The sequence below is a fragment of the Stenotrophomonas sp. YJH_SMC_6 genome (assembly GCF_059371335.1).
The window spans coordinates 35312-51174 of record NZ_JCAFUM010000010.1; the positions used below are offsets into that span (position 1 = coordinate 35312).

The window sequence follows — 15863 nt, forward strand, 5'->3', positions numbered from 1 at the left end:
AGATGACTGCCAATGATACCGCAGGCCGGGGGCGCCCGGAATGAGGGACCAGGCCTGCCGCTGGGAGCCAACCACTGGTAGACCCGCCTCTGTAGAGTCGACTGTCAGTCGACTGCTTTTCATTCAGGTTGCGGTGGAGCCCGCGCTGCGCGCGATAGTCGACCAACAGTCGACTCTACCCGCGCCCGCGCCGCCCAGCGCCTGCCGCAGGACCGGCAGCTGGCGCCGGCTGCAGGGCACTTTGGCTCCATCGGCCATGTGCAGCAGGGCCTCGCCGCCATCCAGCGGCTCGATCGAGCGCAACTGGCCGCGATTGATCAGCCAGCTGCGGTGCGGGCGCAGGAACTCGCCCGGGTCCAGCCGCTGCTCCAGCACCGCCATGGTGATGCGCAGCGGGTAGTCGTGGCCGCGTACCCGCAAGTTCACGTAGTTCCCCGCCGCCTGGGCGTACTCCACGTCTGCCGTGGCCACCAGGAACTCCTTGCCCAGCTTGCGCACCAGGAAGTGCTGGGGGCGCTCGACCGGTTCCACCGGCGGGCCGACGTCGGGCTCGGCCAGCAGGCGCGCCTCGCCCTGCCTGCGCCGGCCGAACCAGCTGGCGAAGTGCTCCAGCGCGACGAAAATCGCGAACGTGCGCACATCCTTCAGGTATTCATACGCAAAACGCTCCAACCAGCCGGCATCATCCTGGTAGCGGTAGCCCAGCGACGCGTAGGCCAGGTGCCGCAGCAGCATCATCCCCACCACATGCAGCAACGACCAGCCGACGCTGGCCAGCAGATACAGCGGCAACCGCCGCTTCCAGGTATCGGCATGCAGCGGCCAGCGCTCACAGCTCCACCACAGCAACGGCAGGGTCAACAGGATCAGGCCGAGGCTGCTGAACTCCCAGATCAAGGGTTCCCACAAGCCGAGATCAGCGCCGCGGCGACTGGCATCCATAACATCGACCAACGCGTTGGCCACCGCCGAGGCCGACAGGATTGCCGCCCATACCAGCAGTCGGGTTGAAATGCGCCAGCGCGGTGGTCGGCCCTGGGTCATTGCTGCATCCATGTCGTTGCGGTGCTCCAGCCTGCCTCAAGGGACCAAGGGTAGCGGCTCCATTGGTCCCACCACCCCCGCCATTGGTCACTGCGTCGGTTCCAGCGGCCCCTTGCCGGTCGCCGCACGGACCGGACGGCGTCACCTTGGCTCGACTCTCCGGCACACCACCACCATGACCCGACGCTACGACATCGACGCCCTGCGCGTGTTCGCCTTCGCCCTGCTGATCCTCTACCACACCGCCATGGCCTACGTGGACGACTGGGGCTTTCACCTCAAGAGCGTGCATACCGCCGAATGGCTGCAGTGGCCGATGCTGTTCGTCAACCGTTGGCGGATGTCGCTGCTGTTCCTGATCTCGGGTATCGCCATCGCGCTGATGCGGCCGGAAGGCAGGTTGCTGCGCTTCGCCGGCCTGCGCACCTGGCGGCTGCTGCTGCCGCTGCTGTTCGGCATGTTCGTGATCGTGCCGATCCAACCCTACTGCGAAGGCGTAGCCAACGGCCACGTGGCACCCGGCTTCGGCCACTTCCTGCTGCGCTATTGGCAGGTGCGGCCGTGGCCGGAAGGGAGCTTTGCCGGTTGGCAGTACGGCATCACCTGGAACCATCTGTGGTACCTGGCGTATCTCTGGAACTACACGCTGGCCCTGGCCCTTTTGATGCCGTTGCTGGGAACGGCGGTGGTGCGCCGCGCGGTGGCGTTCTGCGCAGCATCGCCGATGCTGCTGATCGGCCTTCCGTCCGCCCTGCTGCTGGCCTGGGTGATCTGGCTGGAGCCGATCTACCCGTCCACCAATGCCCTGCTCAGCGACTGGTACCAGCACGCGAAGTACGCAACCGTATTCCTGGCCGGCTACCTGCTGGGTCGTGAGCCGGTGTTCTGGCAGCGCGTGGTCGCCCTGCGCCGCACCACGCTGTGGCTGGCGCTTGCTGCCGTTGGCTGGTATCTGGGGTTGCGCATCCTCGGCCAGGTGCTGCCCGCCGACTCACCGCTGCGGCAATGGCCCGAACCGTTCTGGGACCTGCAGGGCCGGGCCAGCCAGTCGCTGTACGTCTGGACCGCGCTGCTGAGCATCCTCGGCTGGGGCAAAGTCTTCCTCGACCGCCCGTTCCGCTGGCTGCCGTACTGCACCGAGGCGATCTATCCCTGGTACATGCTGCACCAGAGCCTGATCATCGCCCTGCTGTTCTGGCTCAAGCCGTTGCAACTGGGTCCTTGGCTGGAGCCGTCGCTACTGCTGGGCGGCACCGTCGGCGGCTGCATGCTGATCCACGAACTGCTGATCCGACGCTCCCGCTGGCTGCGGCCCCTGTTCGGCCTGAAGGCCGATCCGCTATCGTCACCGGCGGTACGCGCCGCCACGGCGCGATGAGGACAACGGATGTTCCAGACCCACTGGCACCTGTGGCTGCAGCAGACCTTCGACGGCGGCTGGATGCTGGCGCTGATGCAGTTCATCAGCCTGCTCGGCTACGAAATGGCCTACACCGCGCTGATCCTGCTCTGCGCGTTCGGCGCACGATTGCGCGCCGGCCTGTGCGTGATGCTGGCGGTACTGATGATGGCCTGCGCCACCCACGCGATCAAGCAGGGTGCCGCCCTGCCCCGCCCATCGGACGTGGATGCACGCGTGCTGGACAAAGGGGTGCCGTCGCATCCGTTCGTGGTCGATGGCGGAGGGCACACGTTCTGGTCCCTGCCTGATTCCCGGGCCACCGCGATGCTGCGCGCGCAGCCCGATGCCGACTACGGCTTCAACAGTGGCCACGTCGGCGTAGCCACCGCCGCCGGCGTGGGCCTGCTGCTGGCGTTCGGCATCCGCCGCCGCTGGCTGCGCTGGGCATTGGCGTTCGGTTGGCCACTGCTGATGGCGGTGTCACGGATGTACCTGGGCCGGCATTTCCTGGCCGACGTGCTGGCCGGCTGGCTGGTCGGCATCGGTGTTGCGTTGCTGGCGTGGCAGTTGATGCCAGGCATGCGCTCAAACCAGCGTTGGCAGCTGCCGGTCCTGCCGGGGCTGGGCGTGCTGATGGCCTGGGCGGCGGTAACCACCCGCTTCGTTCCGGTGGGTGAAGCCGGTCGACTGCTCGCACTGGGCCTGCTGGTGGCGTGGCTGCAATGGCGTGGCTGGCCGAAGGACCCGCAGGGTATCGTGCAGCGGATATTGCGCGTGTTGGGCGTGGTGCTGATCTACCTGCTGGCGCGGCCGTTGATCGACTGGCTTGCCGGAACTGCGGCGCTGCCGGAGGTACCGGCGACCGAGCTGCTGTGGCAGACCGTGGGCACGCTGTTGATCCTCGGCGGCGGCGTGGCGCTGACGCGGTGGATTCCGCGCCAGCGCCTTCCAGCAGTCGAAGACGTGCGGTAGATCCACGCCATGCGCGGACAGGCCCTTCCCCGGCTGTGCAGCCGCCGGGCATGGCCCGGCACTACCGCACCTCGAACTCGCCCACCAGCACAGTCTCGGCGCGGTCCTTCAACCGCATCGTCACCATCTGGTCCTTCTGCTTGGCCGTACCCCAATGGGTGGTCAGGCGCAGCATCAGGGTCGTCGCACCCGTCACCAGCTGCTGGCGGCTGCCGAAGTAATTCGCTTCCACCTTGTACTTGCCCGGCTTGGCGTTGCGCAGCGAGAACTGCTCAGGACCATAGCCACCGGTGAAATCCTGCGACATCTGCCCGCCCTGGTAGGTCAGGCGGTTGCCGTAGTACGCACGCTCGCCGTTCGGGTCGGTCACCCACAGATCCATGTCGCTGTTGTCGGCATCCCACGACAGCACCACGCGCAGGTCCAGCGGCATCGCCTGCAGCAGGCGCGGGTCGATACTGGTGGTATCCAGCCGGGGCGTGCTGCGGGCCACCAGGTTGGTCAGTTCATCCAGTGCGATCAGGGCGATGCCATCGAAGCGGCTGTCCCACGGCCGCACAACCACCTGGTACAGCGGCGCCAGCGCCTGCTGCGGCTTGCCGGCCGCGGCCAGTGCAAGGCCCAGGTCGCGGAAGCTCTGCGGCTCTTCCTGGCCCATCGCCAGCACCTGCTCGAACACCGGCACGGCCAGTGCGGGGGCATCAGCCTGCATCAGCCGGTAACCGAGCACGCGCAGCAGGTGGCGGTTGTCCAGGTCCATCTCGGCCAGGTTCGACAGCACGCGCAGTGCCAGGTCGCGCTGACCCTGCTCCAGCAGCAGGTCGGCCACGTCGAGGAAGAACGCGCTGCTGTCGGCATGCGCATCGCGCTCGGCCAGGTAGCGGTCATACAGTTGCGACGCCGGGCCCTGGCGCAGGCGCCGGGCAATGGCCGAGTCCGGCTGCCAGGCCGCCAGCTGGATACCGAGCTCGCCCTCGTTGGCGGCAGCGGGCGCAGCGACACGGCCACCAGTGACCGTAATTGAATCCAGGGCCTTGTTCGATGCAGGCGCCGAGCGACGTGCACGCGCGCTGCTGGCTTCCATGCGCTGCTCGGCGGCGGCGGCCATCGGTGCCGGGGCAGGCGGTGCCGCAGGGGCCGGCGCGGCGAGCATTGCCACCGGCGCCGATTCCATCGCATGGTCCGCCGAGGCCACTTCCAGTGCCCCGCCCTTCGCCTGCGGTGGCACACCCTTCGGCCAGCTGCGGCTCCACCACTGCTGGCGCTCCTTCCAGCGTGCCGCCACCTCATCCAGGCGCTGGCGATCAGCAGCGGCGCGATCTCTTACCTGCACTGCAAACCTGGCGTCGTACCCGGCGCGCAGCGTGCCCGAAGGGCGGATCGCATAGCGCAGGTAGTCCTCCAACGTCTCCAGCACGATCAGCGAGGTGTCCGGGCCGACCAGGCCAAACTGCTGCGACAGCCGCTGCATCGCCTCGCGGTTGCCACGGCGGTCGGCAGCCAGCTGCTGCAGGCGCGCCTGCGCCCACAAGCCCGCCAGCAGTTCACCGTCGTTGCTCTTCTGCGTGGCGGGCAGCGCCTGCCATTCGCCGCCACCCACGCGCACCCGCATCGGCACTCCGTCGGCCGCCAGTCGTGCGTGCAGCCACAGCCAGCCCTGGGCTTCACTGCGACGATCGATCACCACGTCCTGCACGCCGCGCCCCGCATCGACCTGCACATCCAGCGACGACGACAGCAGCTCGCGCGCCGCCGCATCGACATCCTCGCCCAGCGCAACGAAGCGGCCGCCACGCGCTTCGCTCCAACCACGCAGTCGCACGGCATCGGTGCGCGCACCGGCGCTGCTGACCGCAAACAGGCGTTGATCCGGCGCCATCGCCGGCAGCTGTTCCGGGCCGTAGGTCAACAGTCCATCGCTGACCAGCAGGTATTCCTTCACGCCCGGCTGCGACTGCCACTGCGCCAGCGCGCTGGCACCGTCAGGGCGCACCGCCTGCAACGCTGCGCGCAGCTCGTTCCAGTTGCCGGCGCGGATACGGAATCGACGCACCGGCTCGCCGCGATCGCGCAGTACGGTCAAGGCCACGGTGCCGTCACCCAGCGCGGCGAAATAGCGATCCAGCAGGGCGAACTCACGCGTGCGATCGCGCAGCCCCGCCGAACCGGAGCCGTCCCACAGCAGGCCGATCTCGCTGGGCAACGTGCGGGGTGTACTGCTGGCCGCCACCGGCAGCTGTGCCAACAGGTAGTGCCCATCCTGCCAGGGCGCCACCTGCAACTGTGCGTGGCGGGCTGCCGGCAGGTTCCACTGGAGTTGCTTCGGCAGCTGCGCACCCTTGCCCTGCCACTGCAGCTGGCCCGCGCTGATGCGGAATGGCGCAGTACCTGCGGTGGTCGCGTCGGGAGCATGCACCTTCAGTTCAACCGAGGCTGCACCGGCGGCGAACTGCAGCGGCAGCGTCCACTGCCAGCTTTGGCCGGCGAAGGCCAGCGGTTCGCGGATCACCAGCTGCACACGCCGACTGCCACCGGCCGGCAGCGGGTAGACGCGCAGGCGGAACTGGTTGCCGGCGGTCTGTTCCAGCAGGCCCGGATCGACACCACGACGGGCGATCTCCTCGAACACCTGGCGGCCGCGGTCCTTGGGCACCGGCACCGCGTCACGCATCTCGCCGTTGATATCCAGCGCGAAGCCGCTGATCTGCTGACCATCGCTCAGCGGGAACTGCAGCTCACCCTCCAGCACGCGCCGGTTCGGGTTGTGGAATTCCAGGGAGATCCGGGTCTGGGCGACGCCGGCCTGGACTTCGCCTTCGATGCGGGCGTGTCGCAGTTGGACCGCCTGCTCGGCAGCCGGGGCAATCAGCAACGGCGTGCTGGCCTGCGGCCGGGAGATCGGCGGCGACTGCGCGCCAGCGGGCCAGGCCGCAAGGGCCAGCAACAACACAGTGCAGCAACGGGCGAAGACCATGACCGGACTCCAGTGGGATCGTGGATCGTTGAACGCACCAGCAACCGTAACGGGGTTGGCGGGGCCCCAAAAAGGGGACGGAGGGGATTAAGTCGCAATTGGCAAACAAGGCAAAAGCGGCTTAATCCCCTCCGTCCCCTTTTTCTAGGCGGGCAGGCAGTGTTCGATGATCAGCTGGATGGCGCTGCCGCCACGGTAGTCGTCGCAGGCCAGTCGGTAGGCCAGGTGGACGTGACGTGATGGCGCGTTGCCGTGCCAGCCGCCGAAATGAATGGCGTTGATCGTGCCGGGTACGCCCGGCAGGCGCAGTTCCAGCTTGAGGTGGCGTTCCTTCAGTACTCGCCAGTTGGCCACTTCGAAGTGGCCGTCGAACAGTGGCTCGGGGAAACCCTGCCCCCACGGCCCGGCCAGGCGCAGCGCATCGGCGTGGCGATGGTCCAGCTCATCCGCCGCCAGTTCGCCGTCACTGAGCACCTGCTGCTGCAATGCGGCCGGATCGAGCATCTCCAGCACCACGGCGACGAAGGCGGCCTTGAAGTCATCGACGTGATCCAGCCGCATGCTCAGCCCGGCCGCCATGGCATGCCCACCGAAGCGCTCGATCAGGCCCGGATGGCGCGCATCGACCAACGCCAGCGCGTCACGGATGTGCAGGCCGGGAATGGAGCGCGCCGAGCCGCGCAGGGTGTCGGCGCCGGGTTCGGCCGGGGCGAAGGCGATCACCGGGCGATGCAGGCGATCCTTCATTTTCGATGCGACCAGGCCGACCACGCCTGGATGCCAGTCGGCATCGAACAGGCAGGCCGCCACCGGTCGCTGACCGGCCATGTCCAGCACCACGCGGGTCAACGCCTGCTCGGCGTCATCGGTCATCGCCTGCTGCACCGCGCGGCGTTCCGAGTTGATCTGCTCCAGCGTCTGCGCGATCTCCCGCGCCTGGCGCGGGTCTTCGGTCAGCAACAGCGCGATGCCCAGCGCCATGTCTTCCAGCCGGCCCGCGGCATTCAGGCGCGGGCCGAGCGCGAAGCCGATGTCGGTGGCGGTCAGCCGCGCCGCATCACGGCCGCTGGCTTCGATCAGCGCTCGCAGGCCGACGCAGCCCTGCCCCGCGCGCAGACGGCGCAGGCCCGCGCTGACCAGTGCCCGGTTGTTCGGATCCAGCGCCACCAGGTCGGCGACGGTGCCGACCGCCACCAGGTCCAGCAGCGTGGTCAGGTCCGGCCCCTTGCCATCGGCGAAGACGCCGGCCTCGCGCATGTGCCGGCGCAGCGCCATCAGCACGTAGAAGATCACACCGACACCGGCCAGCGACTTGCTGGGGAACGCATCACCGTCGAGATTGGGATCGACGATGACATCGGCCGGCGGCAGCTGCGGCCCGGGAAGGTGATGGTCGGTGACCAGCACCTGCCAGCCCCGCGCTTTCGCCGCGATCACGCCCGCATGGCAGGCGATGCCGTGGTCGACCGTAACCAGCAGGTCCGGCTGCAGCGCGGCCAGCTCCTCCACCAGAGAAGGTGACAGGCCGTAGCCGTGCACCATGCGGTTCGGCACCGCGTGGAAGACGTGTTGCGCGCCGAGCATGCGCAGGCCCCGCACGCCGACCGCACAGGCGGTGGCGCCATCGCAATCGAAATCGCCGACCACCAGGATGCGCTTGTCGTTGGCGATGGCCTCGATCAGCAGACCCACCGCATCATCGATGCCGGTCAGCAGCTCCGGCGCGTGGAGGCTGCCCAGCTTCGGCAGTGCCAGCTCTGGCGTACCGGCGCCGCGGCTGGCATAGAGTCGCGCCAGCAGTGGCAGCGTGCCGTCTGGCCAGCTGCCCGGTACGACCGCATCGCGGCGGCGGATCATCGGCGTATCAGAGGACGGCGGCGCAGCATCGGCGGCAAGGGACATCGGCATCGCCGGGTTGCGGAAGACGTCCCCATGATAGCGCGGGGTCGGATCTCGCTGCCCGCAGGAGGCTCCACCCCGATCGCCGGCATTTGGAATCTGCCAGCCTATCTTCCATGCTTGTCGGCCCGGAAATGGACTTCAACGCATGCATCGCACGCTCCTTCCCGCGCTGCTGGGCCTCGCCCTGGCCCCGGCCACCCACGCCGCCACGCCCGAACCGAAGGCCGGCGTGCAGTTCCAGCACAACGACTGGTCGCTGGCCTGTGACAACACCCGCACCTGCCGCGCCGCCGGCTACAGTCCGGAACAATCCGGCAATCTGCTCAGCCTGATGCTGGAACGCGCGGGCGGCCCGGGTACGAAGGTGCTCGCGCGGCTGCGCAATGGCGAGGATGGCGAAAGCGCGACGCCGACCGGGGCGCTGCGCCTGCGCCTGAACGGCAAGGACCTGGGCCCGGTGCGCGACACCGGCGACGGAGATCAAGTACTGCTGCAGCAGGGACAGACCGATGCGCTGGTCGCCGCGCTGCCACGCCACGCACGCATCGACATCATCGACGGCAAGGGCAAGGCGTGGCCGATCTCCGACAGCGGTGCAGCGGCCGTACTGCTGAAGATGGACGAGGCCCAGGGCCGGCTGGGCACGCCCGGTGCGCTGGTGCGGCGTGGCGACAAGCCCGAAGCGAGCGTGCCTGCGGCGTTGCCGGTGCCAGTGATCATGCGCGGCGCGCTGGTGGCACCGCGCGCCTCGGACGCGGCACTGGCGAACGCACCGGGCCTGCGCAAAGCACTGATCGCCAGCCTGCCGAAGCCGGATGAGTGCGCCCGCCTGAGCGAGGGCGGGACAGATGAGATCGAGATCCAGCGACTGGACGCCCGGCATGTACTGGCAAGCACCAGCTGCTTCATGGGTGCCTACAACTTCAGCAGCGGCTACTGGGTAGTGCAGGACAAGGCGCCGTACCAGGCGAAGTTCGTGACCTCCAACGCGGAGGACTTTGATCGCGATGACGCGACGCTGCGCGGGCGCTTCCGTGGACGCGGCATCGGTGACTGCTTCTCCGGCCACGACTGGGCCTGGGATGGCGCGCGATTTGTGAAGAGCGGCGAGTTCACCACCGGGCAGTGCCGCGGCGTGGCCGGAGGGCATTGGCAGCTGCCGACCGTGGTCAGCACGGTGAGGTGATTGTTTGCAGGGCTGCGCCCTGCACCTGCCGAAGCAACATCCGAAGCAACAGCAACAGCGGGGAGTCCGTGGGTTGGCGGGGCGGTGTCGGATTGCGGGGACGCCGCAAGTACGTACCTGTAGGCTTGGCAGCCGCATCCATGCGGCTGACACCCCGCAATCCGACACCGCCCCACCTTCGACAGGTTCACGCCGCTGCTGGTAGGTGTCGACCTTGGTCGACACATCTTTCAGATATCGATAGACAAAATGGGGTCAGAGCCGTTTTCCCTAGGAAAACGGATCCGACCCCGCACGGCAGAGGCCCCGATCAGTCGTGAAGCTGGCGCGGCTTCTTCCAGAACTGCCAGCGCTGTCCGCGATCCAGCTGGAACTGCAGGCCGTCCTCGAAATCCAGCACCAGCCGCTGCAGCTCGCCGCGCTTCAGCGCGGCCAGCAGCGGACGGATCGCATCGTTGCCGAGCTGCTGCAGCGAGCGCAGCTGGCGCAGATCAACCAGTGCATCGACCGCCTGCTCGCCATCCACGGCTACGCCAGCCGCAAGAGCCAGGCCCTGCAGCAGCGCATCGCGGCTGCGCACCTGCGCATGCGGCGTGCTGACCGATACCGGCATCACGCCACCACCCCAGAACCACAGCGAATTGATCGGCTGTTGTCCCTGCGCGGCGCGCTGCTGGTTCCAGGAATGGTTGTGCAGCAGTACCTGCGCTTCGGTCATCAGCGCCCGCCAACGGCGGCCGACCTCGCCTTCCGGCAGGTGCGAGAACAGGTCATCGCCCAGCACCTCGTCCGGACTGTCGAAGTCCGGCAGGGCCAGGTCGATCGGCAGGCGCAGGTACCAGCGCGAAGGGTCCGGTGCGTCGAGCACGAATCCGGCATCGGCGAACAACGGCTGCAGCACCGGCAGCAGGGCCAGGCAGTCGGCCAGGGTCGGTCGCAGCGTTTCGCCGTAGGCCATCATCCGCGCGCCATGCATGTCCGGCACCATGCAGGCCGGATCGGCACGCAGCCAGCTGGCGCCAGCGGCATCGCCGACGTCGCGCTGGCGGGTCAACGCGGCCACCGGCCATTGCGGCGCGGCGACCGTGAAATGGCGCGTCAGCTGCGCGCGTTCACCCGGTGCGACCTGCACCGTCGTGGCGCGGCCAAGCGCGCGCGCCACATCGTCCGGCAGCGCAGCCGCGGCAAAGCGGCTGCGTGCCGGCAACAGCAGGGTCGCCGTTGCCACCGGGTCAGTCCACGTAGCTGACGCTGACGATCTCGTACTCGCGCTGGCCGGCCGGGGCGTCGATCACGATCGAATCACCTTCCAGCTTGCCGATCATCGCGCGCGCCACCGGCGAGGAAATCGCGATCAGGCCCTGCTTGATGTCCGCCTCCAGGTCACCGACGATCTGGTACTTCTTCTCTTCGTCGGTTTCCACGTCGGCCAGCGTCACGCTGGCGCCGAACACCACCTTGGAGCCGGCATTGAGCTTGCTCACGTCGATGATCTCGGCGTGCGACAGCTCGCCTTCGAGCTGCTTGATGCGGCCTTCGATGAAGCCCTGTTCCTCGCGCGCGGCGTGGTACTCGGCATTCTCCTTCAGGTCGCCATGCTCACGTGCTTCGGCGATGGCGGCGATCACCTTGGGGCGCTTGACCGACTTCAGGTGATCCAGTTCGTCGCGCAGCTTCTGCGCGCCCTTCATCGTGATGGGGGCTCTCATGCATTCAACTCCTTGTGCAGCTCCTGCAGCGACCAGACGGGGCCGGTGCCGCGGAATTCCAGTGAATCCACCAGCGCCTTGGCGCCGGCAATGGTGGTCGAGTAGGTGACGCGATGCTGCAGCGCCTCGCGACGGATCGAGAACGAGTCGTTGATCGCCGAGCGACCTTCGGTCGTGTTGACGATGTAGACGATCTCGCCGTTCTTGATCGAGTCGACGATGTGCGGACGGCCTTCGACCACCTTGTTGATGATCTCGCAGTCCATGCCGTGCTGCTGCAGCCACGCGGCGGTGCCACGGGTCGCGACCAGGCTGTAGCCACGCGCCAGCAGCGCCTTGGCCACCGGCAGCACGCGTTTCTTGTCCGGATCGCGGACCGAAACGAAGGCCTTGCCGACCGGCGGTGCCTTGATGCCACCGGCTTCCTGCGCACGCGCGAAGGCGGCGTTGAAGCTGCGGCCCACGCCCATCACCTCACCGGTGGAGCGCATCTCCGGCCCGAGGATCGGGTCGACGCCCTGGAACTTGGCGAACGGGAAGATCGCTTCCTTCACCGAGTAATAGTCCGGCACGATTTCCTTGGTCGCGCCCTGCTCGGCCAGGCTCTTGCCGGCCATGCAGCGCGCCGCGATCTTGGCCAGCGGCATGCCGGTGGCCTTGGACACGAACGGCACGGTGCGCGAGGCACGCGGGTTCACTTCCAGCAGGTAGATGGTGTCGGCACCTTCGTCGCTGGTCTGGATCGCGAACTGGGTGTTCATCAGGCCGACCACGTTCAGGGCCTTGGCCAGCTCCACCACCTGGCGGCGCAGCTCGGCCTGGGTTTCAGCCGACAGCGAGTACGGCGGCAGCGAGCACGAGGAATCGCCCGAGTGCACGCCGGCTTCTTCGATGTGCTCCATCACGCCACCGATCAAGACGTTGCCCTCCTTGTCGGCGATGATGTCGACGTCGCACTCGACGGCGTTGTCGAGGAAGCGGTCCAGCAGCACCGGCGAATCGTTGGACACCTTCACCGCGTCGCGCACGTAGCGGGCCAGGTCGGCTTCGCCGTAGACGATTTCCATCGCACGGCCGCCCAGCACGTAGCTCGGGCGCACCACCAGCGGGTAGCCGATCTCGCGGGCCAGCAGCAGCGCTTCCTGGTCGTTGCGGGCGATGCGGTTCGGCGGCTGCTTCAGGCCCAGCTTGTCGACCAGCTGCTGGAAGCGCTCGCGGTCCTCGGCCAGGTCGATCGAATCCGGGCTGGTACCGATCACCGGCACGCCGTTGGCTTCCAGCGCGCGCGCCAGCTTCAGCGGGGTCTGGCCGCCGTACTGCACGATCACGCCCTTCGGCTGTTCCAGCTCGACGATTTCCAGCACGTCTTCCAGGGTCAGCGGTTCGAAATACAGGCGGTCGGAGGTGTCGTAGTCGGTCGACACGGTTTCCGGGTTGCAGTTGACCATGATGGTTTCATAGCCATCCTCGCGCAGCGCCAGTGCCGCATGCACGCAGCAGTAGTCGAACTCGATGCCCTGACCGATGCGGTTCGGGCCACCGCCCAGGATCATGATCTTGTCGCGGTTGCTCGGCGCGGCCTCGCACTCGTCCTCGTAGGTCGAGTAGAGGTAGGCGGTACCGGTGGAGAATTCACCGGCACAGGAGTCCACGCGCTTGTAGACCGGGCGCACCTTGTGCGCACGACGCAGCGCGCGGATGGCGGCTTCGTTGGTGCCGGTCAGCTGCGCCAGGCGGGCGTCGGAGAAGCCGGCGCGCTTCAGCTTGCGCAGGCGTGCGGCGTCCAGTGCGTCGATGCCACCGGCGGCGACGTCAGCTTCGGCAGCAATGATTTCCTCGATCTGGTCCAGGAACCAGTGGTCGATGAACGACAGCGCGTAGATCTCGTCCACGCTCATGCCGGCGCGGAATGCATCGGCGACGAAGAACAGGCGCTCCGGACCCGGTGCCTTCAGTTCGCGGCGCAGGGTCTGCAGGTCGTCTTCGTTGCCCAGGTCCAGGCCGGTCGGGTCGAAACCGACCTTGCCGGTTTCCAGGCCACGCAGGGCCTTCTGCACCGACTCCTGGAAGGTACGGCCCATCGCCATCACCTCGCCCACCGACTTCATCTGGGTGGTCAGGCGGGCGTCGGCGGCCGGGAACTTCTCGAAGGCGAAGCGCGGGATCTTGGTGACGACGTAATCGATGGACGGCTCGAACGAGGCCGGGGTCAGGCCGCCGGTGATCTCGTTCTTCAGTTCGTCCAGGGTGTAGCCCACGGCCAGCTTGGCGGCGACCTTGGCGATCGGGAAGCCGGTGGCCTTGGACGCCAGCGCCGAGGAACGCGACACGCGCGGATTCATCTCGATGACGACCACGCGGCCGGTCTTCGGGTTGATGCCGAACTGCACGTTCGAGCCACCGGTATCGACGCCGATCTTGCGCAGCACGGCGATGGAGGCATCGCGCAGGCGCTGGTATTCCTTGTCGGTCAGGGTCTGCGCCGGCGCCACGGTGATCGAGTCACCGGTGTGCACGCCCATCGGGTCGAGGTTTTCGATCGAGCAGACGATGATGCAGTTGTCCGCGGTATCGCGGACCACTTCCATCTCGAACTCCTTCCAGCCCAGCACCGACTCTTCCACCAGCACTTCGGTGGTCGGCGACAGTTCCAGGCCACGGCTGACGATCTCGACCAGCTCTTCGCGGTTGTAGGCGATGCCGCCACCGCTGCCGCCCAGGGTGAAGCTGGGGCGGATGATGGTCGGGTAGCCGACGCGGGTCTGGATCTCCAGCGCTTCGTCCAGGGTGTGGGCGACGGCGGCGGTCGGGCATTCCAGGCCGATCTCACCCATGGCCACGCGGAACAGCTCGCGGTCTTCGGCCATGCGGATCGCTTCGCGCTTGGCGCCGATCAGTTCGACGTTGTACTTCTCCAGCACGCCATTGTCGGCCAGGTCCAGCGCGCAGTTCAGCGCGGTCTGGCCACCCATGGTCGGCAGCAGCGCATCGGGCTTTTCCTTGGCGATGATCTTCTCGACCGTCTGCCAGTTGATCGGCTCGATGTAGACGGCATCGGCCATCTCCGGGTCGGTCATGATCGTGGCCGGGTTGCTGTTGACCAGCACCACGCGGTAACCCTCGTCACGCAGGGCCTTGCAGGCCTGGGCGCCGGAGTAGTCGAACTCGCAGGCCTGGCCGATGACGATCGGGCCAGCACCGATGATGAGGATGGTCTTGAGGTCAGTGCGCTTGGGCATTTTCTTCTCTAAGTCAGTACAGCGTGACAAGGGGGAGTGATCGCACGCTGTCGATCAGGAATCTTGAACCGCAGCGCCGCGCCAGGGGCAGCAGCGATGCGGGGTTTACGGTCCATCGCGACGCCACCGGGGGGCCGGCGGCGTACTGATCACGCCTTGGCCTGCTCCATCAGCACCACGAAGCGGTCGAACAGCGGGCCGACATCGGTCGGGCCCGGCGACGCTTCCGGATGGCCCTGGAACGAGAACGCCGGCACGTCGGTGCGGGCGACACCCTGGTTGGTGCCATCGAACAGCGAGCGGTGGGTCACGCGCAGGGTCGGCGGCAGGGTCGCTTCATCGATCGCGAAGCCGTGGTTCTGCGAGGTGATCATCACCCGGCCGCTGTCCAGGTCCTGCACCGGGTGGTTGGCACCGTGGTGGCCGTGGCCCATCTTCATGGTCTGCGCGCCCGAGGCCAGGCCCAGCAGCTGGTGGCCCAGGCAGATGCCGAAGGTCGGGATCTTCACGTCGATGAAGGTCTTGATCGCTTCGATGGCGTAGTCGCACGGTTCCGGGTCACCCGGGCCGTTGGACAGGAACACGCCATCCGGCTTCAGCGCCAGCACTTCGGCGGCCGGGGTCTGTGCCGGCACCACGGTCACTTCGCAGCCGCGCTCGGCCAGCATGCGCAGGATGTTGGTCTTCACGCCGAAATCGTAGGCCACGACCTTGTACTTGGCCGGCACGCTGACGAAGGCATTGGCATCCAGGTCCAGCTGGCCCTCGGTCCAGGTGTAGGTCTTCTCGGTAGTGACGACCTTGGCCAGATCCATGCCCTTCAGCCCCGGGAACTTGCGGGCGGCTTCCAGTGCCTTTTCCACGTCGATGTCGCCGGCCATCAGCGCACCGTTCTGCGCGCCCTTCTCGCGCAGGATGCGGGTCAGCTTGCGGGTGTCGATGCCGGCGATGGCAACCACGCCACGCTGGATCAGCCAGTCCTGCAGCGACACCTGGCTGCGCCAGTTGCTGGGGCGACGCGGAACATCGCGCACGATCAGGCCGGCCGACCACACCTTGGACGCTTCATTGTCCTGGTCGGTCATGCCGGTGTTGCCGATATGCGGATAGGTCAGCGTGACCATCTGCCGGGCGTAGGACGGGTCGGTCAGCACTTCCTGGTAGCCGGTCATGGCGGTGTTGAACACCACCTCACCGACGGACAGGCCGGGCGCGCCTACGGATTCGCCCTCGAATACGGTGCCGTCTTCGAGGACGAGGATTGCGGCTTGGGTCACGGGAATCTCACTTTGGCTACCGAGGGGGCTGCCGAAGTCACGCCTGCGCTTCACGGAAATCCGGTTGCAAAAAAGCGCGGACGTGCGGTCTGGGACCGGTCCGGCTTTCGTGATTCGGCGAGTGCGAATTGTAGCGCTGCCGGGGCGCTCGCGCCAGC

General features: G+C 67.5%; 10 protein-coding genes. 3 read left to right on the top strand and 7 right to left on the bottom strand.

What is annotated here, in order from left to right; all coding sequences use genetic code 11:
• Positions 1 to 123: 123 nt before the first annotated feature.
• A complete protein-coding gene (locus AC5P9N_RS12540) occupies positions 124 to 1044 on the bottom strand; it encodes a LytTR family DNA-binding domain-containing protein (RefSeq protein ID WP_032966701.1) in 921 nt (306 codons plus the stop codon).
• Positions 1045 to 1219: 175 nt separating this feature from the next.
• Here AC5P9N_RS12540 and AC5P9N_RS12545 point away from each other — a divergent pair, with 175 nt between their 5' ends.
• Both AC5P9N_RS12545 and AC5P9N_RS12550 read left to right on the top strand, forming a co-directional pair.
• On the top strand, positions 1220 to 2422 hold the full coding sequence (locus AC5P9N_RS12545) for an acyltransferase family protein (protein WP_049475981.1): 1203 nt from the start codon (positions 1220 to 1222) through the stop codon (positions 2420 to 2422).
• 9 nt (positions 2423 to 2431) lie between these two features.
• Positions 2432 to 3418, top strand: coding sequence for a phosphatase PAP2 family protein (locus AC5P9N_RS12550; protein ID WP_049460697.1), 987 nt, complete (start codon positions 2432 to 2434; stop codon positions 3416 to 3418).
• 61 nt (positions 3419 to 3479) lie between these two features.
• On the opposite strand, the gene AC5P9N_RS12555 is transcribed toward AC5P9N_RS12550, so the two are convergent.
• Entirely contained in the window at positions 3480 to 6392 is a 2913-nt protein-coding gene (locus AC5P9N_RS12555) for a DUF2135 domain-containing protein (protein ID WP_099484314.1), read from the bottom strand.
• Between the two features lie 144 nt (positions 6393 to 6536).
• Positions 6537 to 8294: a single-stranded-DNA-specific exonuclease RecJ gene (recJ, locus tag AC5P9N_RS12560; protein ID WP_099484321.1), complete on the bottom strand. Its 1758-nt coding sequence runs from the start codon at positions 8292 to 8294 to the stop codon at positions 6537 to 6539.
• A 145-nt stretch (positions 8295 to 8439) separates the two neighbouring features.
• Here recJ and AC5P9N_RS12565 point away from each other — a divergent pair, with 145 nt between their 5' ends.
• Positions 8440 to 9480 (top strand): DUF1176 domain-containing protein, encoded by a 1041-nt coding sequence (locus tag AC5P9N_RS12565; RefSeq protein WP_099484313.1) that lies wholly within the window; start codon positions 8440 to 8442, stop codon positions 9478 to 9480.
• A gap of 310 nt (positions 9481 to 9790) precedes the next feature.
• On the opposite strand, the gene AC5P9N_RS12570 is transcribed toward AC5P9N_RS12565, so the two are convergent.
• The 4 genes from AC5P9N_RS12570 to carA form a co-directional block, all read right to left on the bottom strand.
• Positions 9791 to 10708 (bottom strand): hypothetical protein, encoded by a 918-nt coding sequence (locus AC5P9N_RS12570; RefSeq protein ID WP_012480070.1) that lies wholly within the window; start codon positions 10706 to 10708, stop codon positions 9791 to 9793.
• A gap of 4 nt (positions 10709 to 10712) precedes the next feature.
• Entirely contained in the window at positions 10713 to 11177 is a 465-nt protein-coding gene (greA, locus tag AC5P9N_RS12575) for a transcription elongation factor GreA (RefSeq protein WP_181453298.1), read from the bottom strand.
• Between the two features lie 8 nt (positions 11178 to 11185).
• Positions 11186 to 14428, bottom strand: a complete 3243-nt coding sequence (carB, locus tag AC5P9N_RS12580) for a carbamoyl-phosphate synthase large subunit (RefSeq protein ID WP_005409482.1) — start codon at positions 14426 to 14428, stop codon at positions 11186 to 11188.
• 149 nt (positions 14429 to 14577) lie between these two features.
• A complete protein-coding gene (gene carA / locus AC5P9N_RS12585; protein WP_005413213.1) occupies positions 14578 to 15705 on the bottom strand; it encodes a glutamine-hydrolyzing carbamoyl-phosphate synthase small subunit in 1128 nt (375 codons plus the stop codon).
• Between the last annotated feature and the right edge of the window lie 158 nt (positions 15706 to 15863).

Coding starts and splice junctions, on each gene's coding strand:
- AC5P9N_RS12555 (WP_099484314.1), bottom strand. CDS start 6,392: ATGGTCTTCGCCCGTTGCTGCACTGTGTTGTTGCTGGCCCTTGCGGCC.
- carB (WP_005409482.1), bottom strand. CDS start 14,428: ATGCCCAAGCGCACTGACCTCAAGACCATCCTCATCATCGGTGCTGGC.
- AC5P9N_RS12565 (WP_099484313.1), top strand. CDS start 8,440: ATGCATCGCACGCTCCTTCCCGCGCTGCTGGGCCTCGCCCTGGCCCCG.
- recJ (WP_099484321.1), bottom strand. CDS start 8,294: ATGTCCCTTGCCGCCGATGCTGCGCCGCCGTCCTCTGATACGCCGATG.
- AC5P9N_RS12550 (WP_049460697.1), top strand. CDS start 2,432: ATGTTCCAGACCCACTGGCACCTGTGGCTGCAGCAGACCTTCGACGGC.
- AC5P9N_RS12545 (WP_049475981.1), top strand. CDS start 1,220: ATGACCCGACGCTACGACATCGACGCCCTGCGCGTGTTCGCCTTCGCC.
- AC5P9N_RS12540 (WP_032966701.1), bottom strand. CDS start 1,044: ATGACCCAGGGCCGACCACCGCGCTGGCGCATTTCAACCCGACTGCTG.